At 63.8% G+C, this 13,976-nt stretch carries 11 protein-coding genes and 1 tRNA gene; 7 read left to right on the top strand and 5 right to left on the bottom strand.

Features of this window, described 5'->3' with window-relative positions; genetic code table 11:
• The first annotated feature begins 12 nt into the window (after window positions 1-12).
• From H0485_RS18845 to pcaF, 4 genes are all read left to right on the top strand, one after another.
• The gene (locus H0485_RS18845) at window positions 13-1,458 is read left to right on the top strand and encodes an aldehyde dehydrogenase family protein (protein WP_226937472.1); all 1,446 of its coding nucleotides are present in this window, start codon (window positions 13-15) and stop codon (window positions 1,456-1,458) included.
• A 149-nt stretch (window positions 1,459-1,607) separates the two neighbouring features.
• On the top strand, window positions 1,608-2,339 hold the full coding sequence (locus tag H0485_RS18850) for a 3-oxoacid CoA-transferase subunit A (RefSeq protein WP_226937473.1): 732 nt from the start codon (window positions 1,608-1,610) through the stop codon (window positions 2,337-2,339).
• 4 nt (window positions 2,340-2,343) lie between these two features.
• Window positions 2,344-3,012, top strand: coding sequence for a CoA transferase subunit B (locus H0485_RS18855; RefSeq protein ID WP_226937474.1), 669 nt, complete (start codon window positions 2,344-2,346; stop codon window positions 3,010-3,012).
• 2 nt (window positions 3,013-3,014) lie between these two features.
• Window positions 3,015-4,214: a 3-oxoadipyl-CoA thiolase gene (gene pcaF, locus H0485_RS18860; RefSeq protein ID WP_226937475.1), complete on the top strand. Its 1,200-nt coding sequence runs from the start codon at window positions 3,015-3,017 to the stop codon at window positions 4,212-4,214.
• 192 nt (window positions 4,215-4,406) lie between these two features.
• On the opposite strand, the gene H0485_RS18865 is transcribed toward pcaF, so the two are convergent.
• Genes H0485_RS18865 through H0485_RS18875 form a run of 3 tightly spaced genes read right to left on the bottom strand, consistent with a single transcriptional unit; the run spans window position 4,407 to window position 7,064 of the window.
• Window positions 4,407-5,969 (bottom strand): FAD-binding oxidoreductase, encoded by a 1,563-nt coding sequence (locus H0485_RS18865; protein ID WP_226937476.1) that lies wholly within the window; start codon window positions 5,967-5,969, stop codon window positions 4,407-4,409.
• Complete coding sequence (locus tag H0485_RS18870; protein ID WP_226937477.1) at window positions 5,966-6,319, bottom strand: c-type cytochrome; 354 nt, start codon at window positions 6,317-6,319, stop codon at window positions 5,966-5,968. Before H0485_RS18870 ends, H0485_RS18865 begins: the two co-directional genes overlap by 4 nt.
• Before the next feature lie 4 nt (window positions 6,320-6,323).
• Window positions 6,324-7,064, bottom strand: coding sequence for a hypothetical protein (locus H0485_RS18875; RefSeq protein ID WP_226937478.1), 741 nt, complete (start codon window positions 7,062-7,064; stop codon window positions 6,324-6,326).
• A 230-nt stretch (window positions 7,065-7,294) separates the two neighbouring features.
• Between H0485_RS18875 and H0485_RS18880 the strand changes: the two genes are divergently transcribed.
• The 3 genes from H0485_RS18880 to H0485_RS18890 all read left to right on the top strand — a co-directional run bounded on the left by H0485_RS18880 (window position 7,295) and on the right by H0485_RS18890 (window position 12,991).
• Window positions 7,295-8,056, top strand: coding sequence for an IclR family transcriptional regulator domain-containing protein (locus H0485_RS18880; RefSeq protein WP_226937479.1), 762 nt, complete (start codon window positions 7,295-7,297; stop codon window positions 8,054-8,056).
• Window positions 8,057-8,345: 289 nt separating this feature from the next.
• Entirely contained in the window at window positions 8,346-9,605 is a 1,260-nt protein-coding gene (locus H0485_RS18885; protein ID WP_226937480.1) for a metallophosphoesterase family protein, read from the top strand.
• Window positions 9,605-12,991 (top strand): YhaN family protein, encoded by a 3,387-nt coding sequence (locus H0485_RS18890; protein ID WP_226937481.1) that lies wholly within the window; start codon window positions 9,605-9,607, stop codon window positions 12,989-12,991. Before H0485_RS18885 ends, H0485_RS18890 begins: the two co-directional genes overlap by 1 nt.
• Window positions 12,992-13,251: 260 nt before the next feature.
• Here H0485_RS18890 and H0485_RS18895 read toward each other — a convergent pair whose 3' ends face one another.
• Window positions 13,252-13,752: a hypothetical protein gene (locus H0485_RS18895; protein WP_226937482.1), complete on the bottom strand. Its 501-nt coding sequence runs from the start codon at window positions 13,750-13,752 to the stop codon at window positions 13,252-13,254.
• Window positions 13,753-13,852: 100 nt separating this feature from the next.
• Window positions 13,853-13,929: transfer RNA gene (locus H0485_RS18900), tRNA-Met, on the bottom strand.
• Between the last annotated feature and the right edge of the window lie 47 nt (window positions 13,930-13,976).

Below are 13,976 nucleotides of genomic sequence, written 5' to 3' on the forward strand. Positions count from 1 at the left end.
AAAGCACAGGCCATGGCCCCTCCCCGATCTGCAGCTGCGGCGAAACGACAGGCCGCCGCCCATGTGGTGCTTGGCGAGGAATGCCTGCGCCTCAATCCCGCCGATGGCACCATTGCCTCGCGCGTGCCCGCGCTGCGGGCCGCCGAGGCGCGCAAAGTCGCCAGTCGCGCCGCCCTCGCCTTCGCCTCCTGGTCGCGCGAAAGCGGCGCGGCCCGGGCCGCGATCCTGCGCCGGGCGGCGGCGCTGATGCAGCAGGACCGGGCCAGGCTGGGCATGCTGATGCGCGACGAGATCGGTGCCACGCAGGCCTGGCAGGATTTCAATCTCGACCAGGCGATCTGGCAGCTGGAGGCCGCCGCAACGCTGGCGCAAAACCTCAGCCCCGAACCGGTGCCTGATGCCGGGGGCCACAATCTGGTGTTTCGCGAAGCCGCCGGGGTCTGCCTCGGCATCGCGCCCTGGAATGCGCCGCTGGCGCTCGGGGTCCGGGCGGTGGCAACCGCGCTGGCCTGTGGCAATGCGGCGATCCTGAAAGCCTCGGAGATCTGCGCCGGGTCGCATCTGGCCATCGGCGATATCCTCAGCGCCGCCGGCCTGCCGCCCTGCGTGCTGAATATCGTGACCCATGCACCCGAACATGCCGAAGAGGTGGTAGAGGCTCTGATCAGCCATGAGGTGGTGCGGCGGGTAAATTTCACCGGGTCCAGCCGGGTCGGCAGGCGGGTGGCGGAGATGGCGGCATCGGGGCTCAAACGCTGCCTTCTGGCACTTTCCGGCAAGGCGACAATGCTGGTGCTGGAGGATGCCGATCTGGAAGCGGCGGCACAGGCTGCCGCCTATGGTGCCTTTCTGAACCAGGGCCAGGTCTGCATGAGCACGGATCGCATCATCGTCGCCGATGCCATTGCCGACCGCTTTATCGCTCTGCTGCAGGCCGAGGCCGAAAGCCTGCGCGCCGGTCCGCCGGAAGAAGGTGCCCGGCTTGGCCCGCTGGTCAGCGAGGCCGCGGCGCTGCGCCTTGAGGATATGATCCGCGAGGCCGAGGCGCGCGGCGCGCGGCGCATCTGCGGCGGGGCGCGCCGGGGCACCTTTATGGATGCAACAGTGATGGATCATGTCGAACCCGGCATGCGGCTTTACAGCGAAGAGCTGTTCGGCCCGGTGGTGGCGATCTGCCGTGCCGCCAGCGAAGCGGAGGCGATCTCAATCGCCAATGACAGCGCCTATGGCCTGACCAGTGCGATCTGGAGCCGCGATACTGCGCGCGCCCTGGCTTTGTGCCGGCAGATCGACGCGGGTTCTTGCCATATCAATGCGCCGACGCTGATCGACCGGCCCGATATGCCGGTCGGCGGGGTGAAAGACAGCGGCTATGGCCGCTTTGGTGGTCTGGCCGCCCTGGATGAATTCACCGAATTGCGCTGGGTCTCGACCAGCTCCCCCCTCGGGCAGCCCTGAAACCGCGCGTCTATCGTTCTATTTGTGCGATATGTAAACATCGTATGTATATCGCACAATGTGATTGGCCGAAGCGCGCGGGCTTGCCTATGTCCATTGCCATGACTCGGGTGCAGCACCCTCGCTGCGGTCCCGGCGAAAGGATGCATATGGACAAGACAGTGCAGAACCTTGCCGCTGCGGTGGCAGGCATTCAGGACGGTATGACCGTTATGATTGGCGGCTTTGGCGGCGCAGGCGGCCCGATCGAGCTGATCCACGCCCTGATCGATCGTTTCAGGGCCACCGGCCATCCCAGAGATCTGACCGTGATCAATAACAATGCCGGCAATGGTCATGTCGGCCTTGCCGCGCTGATCGAGGCGGGCATGGTGAAAAAGCTGATCTGCTCTTTCCCGCGATCGGCAGATCCGGTGGTATTCACCGAGCTTTACCTCGCCGGTAAAATTGAGCTGGAACTGGTGCCCCAGGGCACGCTGGCCGAGCGGATCCGCGCCGGTGGCGCCGGAATCCCGGCTTTCTACACCCCCACCTCCTTCGGCACCGACCTTGCAAAGGGCAAGCCGGTTGAGGTGTTTGAGGGCCGCTCTTACGTGCAGGAGCGCTGGCTGAAGGCTGACTTTGCGCTGATCAAGGCCGAGACCGCCGATCTGCATGGCAATCTGACCTACCGCGCCGCAGCGCGGAACTTTGCCCCGGTCATGGCCATGGCGGCGGCTGTCACCGTGGTCCAGGCGAAGGCCATCGTCGAACCGGGCGCGATCGACCCCGAAAACGTCCATACCCCGGGCATTTTCGTGCAGAAGATCGTCCATGTGCCGAATGCCGTTCAGGAAGAAGACCTGAACCGCGCCAAAGCAACCTACCCGCTGGAGGGCTGATCCGATGCAGAAACTCTCAAACAATCAGATTGCATGGCGCGCAGCCCAGGACATTCAGGACGGCGCTTATGTGAACCTCGGCATCGGTTTCCCCGAGAAAGTGGCGCAATATACCGTTGAGGGCCGCGAGGCGATTTTCCACACCGAAAACGGCATCCTGAACTTTGGTGAAAGCCCCGAGCCGGGCCAGGAAGACTGGGATGTGATCAATGCCGGCAAGAAAGCGGTGACGCTGAAACCGGGTGCCTCGTATTTCCACCATGCGGACAGCTTCTCGATGGTGCGCGGCGGCCATCTCGATGTGGCGATCCTTGGCGCCTATGAAGTGGCCGAGACTGGTGATCTGGCCAACTGGTCGACCGGCCCCAAAGGCGTGCCTGCCGTCGGCGGCGCGATGGATCTGGTGCATGGCGCGAAGCGCGTCGCGGTGATCACCGATCACGTCACCAAGGATGGCCGTCCGAAACTGCTGAAAACCTGCACCCTGCCGCTGACCGGCGTCGGCTGCGTCACCCGCGTCTATACCTCGCTCGCCGTGATCGACATCGAGGATGGCCGTTTCGTGCTGCGTGAAAAGCTGCCCTCAATCTCGCTCGAAGAGCTGCAGGCCGTCACCGGTGCGGAACTGGTGATCAAAGGTGCAGTTGCTGATCTTATCGTCCCGGAGCTGTGAGCATGACCGAAGTCTATATCTGCGACTATATCCGCACCCCGATCGGCCGCTATGCCGGTGGCCTGTCTTCGGTGCGCGCCGATGATCTGGGCGCGGTCCCGCTGAAAGCGCTGATGGAGCGCAATCCCTCGGTCGACTGGGAGGCTGTGGACGAGGTGATCTATGGCTGCGCCAACCAGGCCGGCGAAGACAACCGCAACGTGGCGCGCATGTCCTTGCTGCTTGCGGGCCTGCCGCTGGCGGTGCCGGGCACCACGATGAACCGCCTTTGCGGTTCGGGCATGGATGCGGTGATCACCGCCGCCCGCGCCATCAGGTCGGGGGAGGCCGAAATCATCATCGCCGGTGGCGTTGAATCGATGAGCCGCGCGCCCTTCGTCATGCCAAAAGCAGGCACCGCCTTCTCGCGGGAGAATGCGGTCTATGACACCACCATCGGCTGGCGCTTTGTGAACAAGGCGATGGAAAAGGCTTACGGCGTCGATTCCATGCCGCAAACCGGGCAGAATGTCGCCGATGATTTCGGCATTTCGCGCGAAGCCCAGGATGCGATGGCCCTTGCATCGCAGACCAAGGCAGCGACGGCTCAGGCCAATGGCCGCCTGGCGCGCGAGATCACTTCGGTGACCATTCCGCAGCGCAAAGGCGATGCGATTGTCGTTGAGAAAGATGAGCATCCGCGTGCAACCAGTGCCGAGGCTCTGGCGAAGCTGAAGCCGATCTTCCCGAATGGTTCGGTCACCGCAGGCAATGCCTCGGGCGTCAATGACGGGGCGGCTGCGCTGATCCTGGCTTCGGCGGAGGCGGCGCAGAAATACGGCCTGACCCCGATCGCCCGTGTGCTTGGCGGCGCCACTGCCGGGGTTGCCCCGCGCATCATGGGTATCGGCCCGGCCCCGGCCTCGAAGAAACTGATGGCACGTCTCGGGCTGACCCAGGCCGATTTCGACGTGATCGAGCTGAACGAGGCTTTCGCGGCCCAGGGCCTCGCCACGTTGCGCGACCTCGGCATTGCCGATGACGATGCAAGGGTGAACCCGAATGGCGGCGCGATTGCGCTTGGCCACCCGCTCGGCATGTCGGGTGCGCGCATCACCGGCAGCGCCGCGCTGGAACTGTCGCTGAACGGCGGCAAGCGCTCGCTCTCGACCATGTGCATCGGCGTGGGCCAGGGCATCGCAGTGGCGCTTGAGCGCGTCTGACAGGTAAAGGGGATCCTCAGCTCCTTTGTGAAAGCCCCCGTCAGCCTTTGGCTGCGCGGGGGCTTTCTTTTGCTCTTTCTGCCGCCCATGGCGCGCAAACAGAAAGACCCACGCCTCAGAAGGCCGGATCGCCAAACAAAAAACCGCCGGAGGTTTCCCTCCGGCGGTTCATTTTCAGCCTGGTGGCAGAGATCAGATATCGATACCCGATTTGCCCGGCGCCAGAATGCCTTTCGGATCGAGCGCGCGCTTCAGGGTCTGGTTCACATCGCGCTGCACCTGACCATAGATACCGGCAACCTTATCCATGAAGGCGTTGTTCACGCGGTAGACCGCATAGCCACGCTTGCCGAACTCGGTCAGCAGTTCGTCGAAGCATTCATAGGCGCGTTTGGTTTCCTCCTCATCCGACTTGTCGAACAGCACGTCGATGATGTGGTGCAGGTCGCGCATACCAACGATATATTCGCCGGCATAGTCGAAGCCGTATTTGTTCAGGATCTCGGTGGCCAGTTTGGTCTGGTCAAGGGTTTCCGAGCCTTTGTTCACCGTCACCGGCGCGAACCACATCGAGCCGCCACCGGCGCCACGGTCATCGCGCCAGCGATAGAGGCCGAATTCCTGCATGGTCATGTGACCGCGCATCAGATCGGCGCGATACTGGAAGGGCTGGGTGCCACCGGCTTCTTCCTCGGTGACGATGCGGCCCTTGCCGTGACCCTCGACCACCGATTTCACGATGTTCCAGTTCACCTCGACCTGTTCTTTGGTGCCATAGAGCGCCGCATAGACGTTCCAGGCGCCAAGGCCCTCTTTCTCGCGGATTTCCTGAACCACCTCATGCGGGGTATGGCCCTCGCCGGTGAAGTATTTGGTGCGCGAGATGATGCCAGCGGCTTCATAGATGGTCGAAGCATAGACCACCGAGTTCGGGATGATGTTGTTCAGACGCAGCGGACGGAACAGATCAACAATCTCGGCAATGTCTTCCTCATTGTCATAGATCACCGAGAAAGGCTTGAAGACCGGCGGCTTCGGCATCAGCCAGATACCCATTTTGGTGCAGATACCAAAGTTGGACTGGGTGAAAATACCGTCGAGATAGGGGCCGTAGCCCCATTTGAACACCTGCCAGGCCGTAGAACCCTCAACGCCGCCCATGCCGGTGCGCAGCACTTCGCCGTTTGCCAGAACGACTTCCATGCCGCATTGCATCATGAAATGCTCGCCATAAGGCGTATAGCCCACACCGCGGTCCATGGTATTGCCAACCGGGCCTGCAATGGCCGAAGGCGCCGGGCAGGACAGGTAGAACGGCAGGTCGTTTTCCTGCAGATAGTCGAAGAGCTGCTGATAGGTCACGCCTGGCTCCAGCAGAGCGGTGCCGAGATCGCGGTCAACCTCGATGATTTTGTTCATATGCTTGAGGTCAAGCACGACCGTGCCGCGCTTCGACGGGGCAGCGGTGCCATAGCCGAAGTTACGGCCGGTCGAGATGGTCCAGACCGGAACGTTATATTCGTTACAGATCTTAACGACTTCCTGAACCTGTTCGACCTTCGTGGCCTGAACAACCGCCGACATGCGGTATTCGCTGTCATCGACCGGCATCATGGTCTTGAAATAGGGGGTCAGACGCTCTTCGGTGGTCAGAACGTTATCCGCACCCAGTACCGCTTTGAAAGCCTCGACAGCTTTGGCAAAGTTTTCTGCGCTCACACCCTCGGGAAGGGCTACGAATTCCTGGTCGCTCATTCTGCGTCCCCTTTGTAAACGTTTTTCGCCATGTACTCAGCCAGTTCGTTGAGCGAGGCGGTGTCGATTGCCGATTCCGGGAACGCCGGCATTGCCAGGTGACCATTGCGCACAAAGAAGGTCAGCGAATCGACATCATATTCGTTCAGCGCCAGATCCGGGCCGACGGCCTGATCCTGACGGTCATCAATCGCGGTATGGCAGCGCGAGCAGGTCTTTTCCCAGACCTCCTGACCCGATTTGAACTGACGGATGTCATCGAGACGGGCGGGGGCCCCGGCGTTTTCGGCGAAGGCTGTGCCCGCGGTGGCCAGCAGCGCTGCGGCTGCGATCAGCGAAAATCTGGTCATGCGATTATACTCCGGCGCCAGCTGCGTTCAGCGCGAAAGAGCTGACCCCGGCTGCACTGTTCTGAAGATGATAGACAGAGGCGGCGCGCAGACGCGCCACATCGAGAAGCAGCTCATCGGCCGCATCGAGCGCGAAAACGAGCTGCCCCGAATTGCCCTTTTCCAGGCTGTCGCTGATGAGCCTGAGGTCGCCGAGCCGGTCGCCGGACAGGCGAACAACTTCCGCGCCTGCCGGAGCATCGCCCATGCGGGCGGAGCTTACGATTGCAAGGGCAGCCTTAGGTGCAAGAACGGCTGCCGATACTGAGCCTGCCAGAGACGCCGCGGATACCGCGCTGCCACTGGTCAGAATAAAGTCACGTCTGGTGAACATGCCGCCTCCGACAATTGATCCTTTAACAAATCCACGCCCACCGCATGGTTCCCCTCTGGAAGGCGTCCATTTGCTGTCTGCTGCGGCGGTCTGGCGGCTGCGGGGAGAGTGAGAAGCGCGGACCGGCGTTACCCGCCCGACAGCCTCTTCACACCGCAGGAGTCGTTGCGCTGCGCTGACCCTTTGCGCTTTGTCAGAGCCATCTTTTGCTGTCAACGAAAGCATTTTTGCCCCTGTCGCACCGAATTTCTGCTGAAATGAGCCTGTTTCGAGCAAAAATCCGCAGTTGGGAATCAATTTTGCGAGACGCGGACAGGGGTCCGACAGGGTCAATAATATTGCCAAAAAGTTAATGTTTATCGCATAATACAACACCCATGGGTTATGTTATTTATTTCTTCAGCGCACTCTCCCAGGGCTGGGTCCAGCCGGGGTGGCGGCGACATTCTGCCGAGCAGTGGAATGCATAATTCGCATACCAGATATGCAAATTATGCATAAATATTCGATTGACCCAGCGTTCAGAAAAAGCCGCAATGGTACAAAATTACTTTAGGATGTAATATCTTACCCTTTTGGTATCCAATGGTATGCGAGGAAGAATGGCGATCAGCGAGCGCGACATCATGGGCGGCCTGGCCAAGGGTCTGGCAGTGATAGAAACTTTCCGCGCTGATCAGCCCCGCCAAACCATTGCCGAGGTCTCGGCGGCCTCAGGCCTCGACCGTGCCACCGCGCGGCGCTGCCTGCTGACCCTCGCCCATCACGGCTATGCCGACTGGGACGGGAAATTCTTCACCCTCACCCCAAGAGTGCTGCGCCTCGGCACGGCCTGTCTGGCCACCATGCCACTGCCGCAGATCGTGCAGCCGCATCTGGACCAGATCTCAGAAGAGGTCGGCTACAGCAGCTCGGTCTCGATCCTCGACGGGGCCGAGATCGTCTATATCGCCCGGGCGGCGCAAAAACGGGTGATGTCGATCGCGCTGATGGCCGGCTCGCGCCTGCCCGCCTATTGCACCTCGATGGGACGGGTGATGCTGGCGGCTGAACCCGAAGAAGAGGTGCGGGCCCTGCTCGGCCCGGGGCCGCTGCCGGCGCGGGCGATCCGCACCAGAACCGATCCCGAAGCGATTATGACCGAACTCGCCCGGGTCCGGACGCTCGGCTATGCCCGGATCGATCAGGAGGTCGAGGAAGGGCTGCGCTCGGTTGCGGTGGCGCTGAAAAATCTGCGCGGCAAGGTCGTGGCCGCCATCAACGTCGGATATCCCGCCGGGCAGGAAGCGGGGGAAGAGGTGATGCAGCGCTGCCTGCCGGTGCTGCTGCGCGCCCAGGATGCGCTGAGCCGGGTCTTGCGCTGAGCCAGAGGCCCAGCGCGCTCAATGACAGCGGCAAGCGGCTTTGCCGGCCGCCCGAGGGGGATCCGCAGCGCGCTGAGCTGATGGCCCTGTTCCCGGAGCTGGCGGAAAATACGGCCTGACCCGCCGCATGCCGCACATTGAGGCGCCATGAGGCGGCGCTGTTGCAAAGCGGCTGAGGGCCCGGCCGCGCTCAGCCTGAAAGGCAGCCTGCTGACAGGCTGCTCTTTCAAGGCTTGCCGCCAGCCGCCCGCGCTTTCATAGTTGGGCGGGGCTGCTGCAGGGGCAAGTTTTGAGCTTTCGTTTCCTTCACACCGCCGATCTTCACCTTGATGCGCCGCTGAAAGCCATCGCTTTACGCGATCCCGATCTGGCGCAAGAGGTCGGGGTGGCGACGCGGCGGAGCTTCTCGCGCCTGATCGATCTGTGCATCGAGGAAGCGCTGGATTTTCTGCTGATCGCCGGGGATCTCTGGGATGGCAGCTACAGCTCGACCAAAACCCCGCGTTTTCTGAAGCAGGAACTGCTGCGGCTGCGCGAGGCCGGGATCCGCTGCTACCTCATCCGGGGCAATCATGATGCCATGGCGCGCCAGACCGGCGAGCTGGATCTGCCCGACAACAGCCATCTGTTCGGCCGCAAAGCCGGGACCGAGCTCCTGGAGATCGGCGGCCAGCAGATTGCCATCCATGGCCTCAGCTTTCACGAGATCAGCGCCCCCGAAAGCCTGCTGCCGCTTTACCCGCCGCCCCGGCCCGGAGCTTTTAACATCGGCATGATGCATACCAGTCTGAACGGCAGCCCGGGCCATGACAATTATGCCCCCTGCAGCCTCAGCGATCTGCAGGCCCAGGGCTATGATTACTGGGCGCTCGGCCATATTCACCGCCGCAGCGAATTCAAAGGGGCCAGCACCATCGTCATGCCCGGCACCCCACAGGGCCGCGATATCGGCGAGGCGGGCGAAACCACTGTGACCCTGGTCAGCGTCGGCGATGATCTCTCGGTAACCACCGAGGCCCGCCCGGTCGCCTGCCTGCGCTTTGAGCGCCTTGAGCTGGAGATCAGCGATATTGTCGACTGGCCCGCGCTGCTGACCCGGCTTGACCAGGTGCTCCGGGCTGAGGGGCGCAAACCACGCGATGCGGAACATCTGGTGCTGCGCCTGGTCCTGCGCGGCACCACCCCGCTGGCCTGGCGCATCACCCGCGATCTTGACCGGCTGAGCGAAGAGGCCCGGGCCTTCGCCGGGGCGGCAGGACTATGGATCGACAAGATCACGCCGGATCTCGCCGCCCCGGCAGGCGAAGCCGCTGCCGGCTCTGATCTGCCTGCCGAACTGGTGCGCAATGTACTGCAGGAGCTGCCACAGGATCCGGCCCTCCAGGCGGCGCTGGCCAGCGCTGCCCAGGAATTGCTGCGCGATCTGCCGCCCGATCTGCGCGATCTGCTGGGAGAGGATGAGGCCAGCCTCGCCGACCGCTGCCAGCAGTTACTGACCGAAGGCGCGCCGCTTACCCTTGCCGCGCTGGCCGAAGGGGGCCGCGACTGATGCGCCTCAACCGCCTCGATCTGACCCGCTATGGCCGTTTTACAGACCAGAGCCTCAGTTTCCCGCCCCCCGCCCCCGGTGCCGCCGATCTGCATATCGTCTTTGGTCCGAATGAGGCCGGGAAATCGACCCTGTTCTCGGCCTGGCTCGATCTGTTGTTCGGCATTCCGCTGCGCACCCGCTATGACTTTCGCCATCCCGGACCGAGCCTCACCATCGGGGCAGACCTCAGCCATGCCGGGGGCAGGCTGGAGGTGAAACGCCTGAAGCGCAGCAGCGCCAGCCTGCTGGACCGCTATGACGCCCCCCTGCCCGAGGCGGTGCTGCAATCCGCGCTCGGCGGGCTGACGCGTGAGGGCTATTCGGCGATGTTCTCGCTTGATGATGACACGCTGGAAAAGGGTGGCGACAGCATTCTGGCCAGTCGCGGCGATCTGGGCGAAATGCTGTTCTCGGCCAGCGCCGGCCTCGCAAGACTGACACCCGAGCTGGAAAAACTGCGCCTGGGGCTCGACAGTTTCCACCGCAGCGGCAAACGCAGTGGCTGGCTCTATGATGCGAAAAAGCAGCTGACCGGGCTGGACCGGCAGCGCCGGGCGCTGGAGGTCAGCGCCTCGGCGCTGAAAAAACTGACCCAGGACGAGCAGGCTGCAGCCCTCGACTGGCGCCGCGCGCGGGAGGCCGAAACCGCGCTGCAGGCCCGGCTGGAAGAGCTGCAGTCCCTGGCGGCCAGCCTGCCGCTGCGCGCCCGGCGCGAAGCCCTGGAGGCGCAGCTTGCCCCCCTTGCGCATCTGCCCGGGGCCGGACCGGCACAGCAGAGGCTGTTTGAGCGCAGCGACCGCGAGCGTTATCTGCTTGAGGAACGGATCCGCGACCGGGCAGGCCGTCTGGAGGGGCTCGAGGCGCAGCGCCGCCAGCACAGCCCCGATCCGGCCGCTCTGGCCGCCGCCGGGGCGATCGCCGAGGCAGAGGCGCTGCGCAGTGATTACGACGGCGCTTTGCGCGATATCCCCCGCCGGCGCGAGGTGCTGAATGCGGCGCTGACCCGGCGCGCGGCCCTCTTGGCCCAGCTGGGCCAGACCACGGCAGATGAGGCAGAGCTGCGGCTCAGTTCTCCGCAAAAAGCGCGGTTGCGCGCCGCGCTGAGTGCAAGATCAGGGCTTGAGACCGCCCTGGTCAATGCAACCGGGGAAACTGCGCGCGCGGCACGCCTGTTTGAGCGCGAACGGGCCCTGCCCGGCGACAGGGCTGAGCCGGGCGATGACGCGATGCTCGCCCAGCTGCTGGCCCGGCTGCGCGCCCGCGATCCTGCCGAGAATCTGGCCCGGGCCGAACGCGAGCGGGATCTGGCCCGGGGCGCGCTGAGCCGGGCCCTCGCCGCCCTCGCCCCATGGCAGGGTGACAGCGCCCGCCTCGCCGCCCGGACCCCACCGGCCCCTTGGGCGATCAGCGCCTGGGAGACAGAGATTGAAAACGCCCGGCGTGAAGAGACCGACGCCCGGCGCGAGATTGCGGCTCTGACTGAGGAGCTGCAGCAGCCTGCCAGCCCGCAGGAGGCCGGCCCGCATGAGCCGCCGCCCAGCCCCCGGGAATTTGCCCGGGCCCGGGCGCGGCGTGAGGCGCTCTGGGCGGCGCATCTTGCCGAATTATCGCTGCAGAGCGCTTCGGCCTATGAGCTGGCCCTGCGTGAGGATGACCGGCTGGCCACTCGCCTCGCCGAGACTCTGGCCGAGACCCGCAAGGCCGCCCTTGCTGTGACTGCGCGGCAAAAACTGACCTCCCGGCTGCAAAGCGCCGAAGAACAGGCAATGGCAGCGGCCAGCCGCAGCGCAGAACTGCTTGCGGAAATCGCTGCAATGGCAGCAGAGCTCGGCCTCGCCGGGGCAGGTCTGGCCGAGGTCAGATCCTGGCTGCCCTTGCGCAGCACCGCGCTGGCCGCCGCCGCGAGCCTGGCCGAGGCAGAGGCCGCGCTGCAAAGCGCCAAAGCCGGGCGGGCCGAAGCGGCGCAGGCCTTGGCAGGGGCGCTTCATCTGCCCGATGCAGATGCAGATTATGACACGCTTTTCGCCCGGGCCAGCGCCCGGCTGCAGCAGGCCGAAACCCGTCAGGCCGCCCGGCTCAGGCTGCAGGCACTGAGCCAGGATCTTGATGAGCGGCGGGCCAGTGAACAGGTGGCACAGGCCCGGCTGGCCGAATGGCGCAGCAGCTGGCAGGCCGCCGCCGCCGGCACCCTGCTGGCCCGCTATGAGGATCACGATGCCCAGCTCGGCCAGGTGCTCGATCTGCTGGAGGCCTGGGGCAGTGAGGATATGATCGTCAGCGAGCAGCTCGACCGGATCGGCAAGATGGAGGCCAATCGCCAGCGCTTCAGCGAAGCCTGGGACCGGGTGCTCCTGCATTTCGACGGGGCTGAAACCCTCAGCTGGGACCAGGCCCTGGCCCGGCTGAGCGACGCCAGGGAGGCGGCACGGGTCCTGGCCGGTCTGACCCGGCAGATCGAGACCGGGCAGCGCGAGGCCGCAGCAGATCAGCTCGCACTCGCGGGCATCCAAACCGCCCTCAGAACCCTGGGAGAGAGCCTGGACTGGCAGGGCGCTCCGGGCGATCTCGCCGCGCATCTGCAAGAATGCTGCACCGCAGCAATACTGCGGCGAGAGATTGAAGACCTGAGCAAATCGATTGAAAGTCAATGCGATCACCCCTCCGCCACGGATGCAGTCCAGCTCAGATCTGACATTTCCGGGCTGAAGTCAGAGCTGGAAATGCTGCGCAGCGAAACTGAGGCAGCCCAGGCCCGGCACCATGAGGCAAGACGCCGGATTGAGGCCGTCGGCGGGGATGAGGCGCTGGCTTTGCTCGAGGAAAGCCGCGCCACTCTGCTGATGGAAATGCGCGAGAAAGCCGAAGCGCATCTGCGCGGCCGCTTTGGCCTGATCGCCTTTGAGGCCGGGCTGCACCGCTACCGCGAACAGCATCGCAGTGCGATGCTGGCCCGGGCCTCGGAAGCATTTTCCCGGCTCAGCCACGGGGCCTATAGCGGGCTTGCCGCCCAGCCGGACGCGGCGCAGGATGTGCTGGTGGCTCTGGCCGCATCAGGGGGCGCAAAACTGGCGGCAGATCTGTCAAAGGGCACGCGGTTCCAGCTCTATCTCGCTTTGCGCATCGCGGGCTATCACGAGCTGGCGCAGAGCCGCCCGACCGTTCCCTTTATCGCCGATGATATTATGGAGACCTTTGACGACCAGCGCTCAGAAGCGGCCTTTGCCCTGCTGGGAGAGATGTCAAAGACCGGTCAGGTGATCTATCTGACCCATCACCGCCACCTCTGCGACATCGCTTTGCAAGCCTGCCCCGAGGCAAAGCTGCTGGATCTGAGCGCCCTGTAAAAACCTCCGGTCAGACCTGGCGCTTGCGCTGCCCCGGAGCAAGGTAAAACCGCGCGACAGCCGGAAGCACTGGCTCTGCTGGTCCGGAACCGGGCTGGTCTCATCCTGAGACCGCTCCTGCTGCCGAACACGGAGCAGCGCCCCGGAGGATTACCCCCCGGGGCTGTCAAACCCCGCCCGCAGCGTCAACGCAGGTGACAGGGCCAGGGCTGACCTCTCGCGGTTTATTTTCATCGCGGCCCCATGGGCAGCCTGGCACATCAGTCCCGGCGGTAAACCACGCCGCCAATGCTCAGCTCACCGGCCAGGCCAAAGCCCAGCCGCGCATTCATAATCTTCTCAATCAGTTCCGGCGTCAGCTCCTCTGGCCGGGCGAGGGCGGGATCGGCCAGCAAAGCGGCAATCCGGTCGAGGCGCTGATTTTCGGCCGCCTCAATCCCGGCAACACGCGCGCGGAAATCGGCCTCGGTCGCGGCATAGGCTTCGAGGGCCGGCAACGTTTTCAGCGGCTTTTTCTTCAGTTTAATATGGCCGGCAGAATATAGTTTCAACAAAATCCGCGCTCCGACCGGCGAAGTCAGTCTTGTCCTGCCCTCAAAAAGCGCGAGTTCTTTCTCTTCCGGGCTCAGCCGCAGCGCCAGCGGGCGCCCGTCGTAGATCGCCCGCTGCAGTGTCGAAAGCGCGGCGGTCCGGTGCACATCCGGGATCATATCAATCACCGTGAGAGCCGGTTTCATCAGGGCCTGAACATCCCAGAGCATCGCTTTCTCCTGTGATCTGCCGCTGCGTTCTGTTTTCCGGGTTTTTCCCTGTATAAACGCATTTAGCCGCGTTTTTGCGCGGCCTGTATTTTGTTTATTTTGGTTGCGGGGACAGGATTTGAACCTGTGACCTTCAGGTTATGAGCCTGACGAGCTACCGGGCTGCTCCACCCCGCGTCCGTTCCCCGTTGGGTTTTTATCGGGGGTGTATTTTTGTATCGTAT

It is taken from the genome of Pseudogemmobacter faecipullorum, from assembly GCF_020539525.1.
GTDB lineage: Bacteria > Pseudomonadota > Alphaproteobacteria > Rhodobacterales > Rhodobacteraceae > Pseudogemmobacter > Pseudogemmobacter faecipullorum.

Bases quoted from the DNA above. Each gene is read 5' to 3' on its own strand.
- H0485_RS18845 (WP_226937472.1), top strand. From the start codon at position 13: ATGGCCCCTCCCCGATCTGCAGCTGCGGCGAAACGACAGGCCGCCGCC.
- H0485_RS18850 (WP_226937473.1), top strand. From the start codon at position 1,608: ATGGACAAGACAGTGCAGAACCTTGCCGCTGCGGTGGCAGGCATTCAG.
- H0485_RS18855 (WP_226937474.1), top strand. From the start codon at position 2,344: ATGCAGAAACTCTCAAACAATCAGATTGCATGGCGCGCAGCCCAGGAC.
- pcaF (WP_226937475.1), top strand. From the start codon at position 3,015: ATGACCGAAGTCTATATCTGCGACTATATCCGCACCCCGATCGGCCGC.
- H0485_RS18865 (WP_226937476.1), bottom strand. From the start codon at position 5,969: ATGAGCGACCAGGAATTCGTAGCCCTTCCCGAGGGTGTGAGCGCAGAA.
- H0485_RS18870 (WP_226937477.1), bottom strand. From the start codon at position 6,319: ATGACCAGATTTTCGCTGATCGCAGCCGCAGCGCTGCTGGCCACCGCG.
- H0485_RS18880 (WP_226937479.1), top strand. From the start codon at position 7,295: ATGGCGATCAGCGAGCGCGACATCATGGGCGGCCTGGCCAAGGGTCTG.
- H0485_RS18890 (WP_226937481.1), top strand. From the start codon at position 9,605: ATGCGCCTCAACCGCCTCGATCTGACCCGCTATGGCCGTTTTACAGAC.
- H0485_RS18895 (WP_226937482.1), bottom strand. From the start codon at position 13,752: ATGCTCTGGGATGTTCAGGCCCTGATGAAACCGGCTCTCACGGTGATT.